1 protein-coding gene is annotated in these 254 nt (G+C 90.6%); it reads right to left on the bottom strand.

Features of this window, described 5'->3' with window-relative positions; all coding sequences use genetic code 11:
* Window positions 1-3 precede the first annotated feature (3 nt).
* A partial coding sequence (locus AAEZ02_RS23790) for a hypothetical protein (RefSeq protein WP_351125462.1) occupies window positions 4-254 on the bottom strand: 251 nt, incomplete at its 5' end.

Here is a 254-nt window from a genome sequence, read left to right as displayed (position 1 = left end):
CCTCTACACCCCCCCCCGCCCCGTGACAAGCCCCCCCCGCGCGCCGCCCCCCCCCCCCCCACCACCACCACCCCCACCCCCCCCCCCACCCACCACCCCCCCCCCCCCCCCCCCCCCCCCCCCCCCCCCCCCCCCCCCCCCCCCCCCCCCCCCCCCCGCCACCCCCCCCCCCCCCCCCCCGCCCCCCCCCCCCCCCCCCCCACCCCCCCCACCCCCCACCCCACCCCCCCCGCCCGCCCCCCCCACGGCACTGG

Source organism: Shewanella sp. T24-MNA-CIBAN-0130, assembly GCF_040310185.1.
Taxonomy (GTDB): Bacteria; Pseudomonadota; Gammaproteobacteria; order Enterobacterales; family Shewanellaceae; genus Shewanella; species Shewanella psychromarinicola.
The sequence above is the reverse complement of the archived record's forward strand: the minus strand, read 5'-3'. Positions and strand labels throughout refer to the sequence as shown.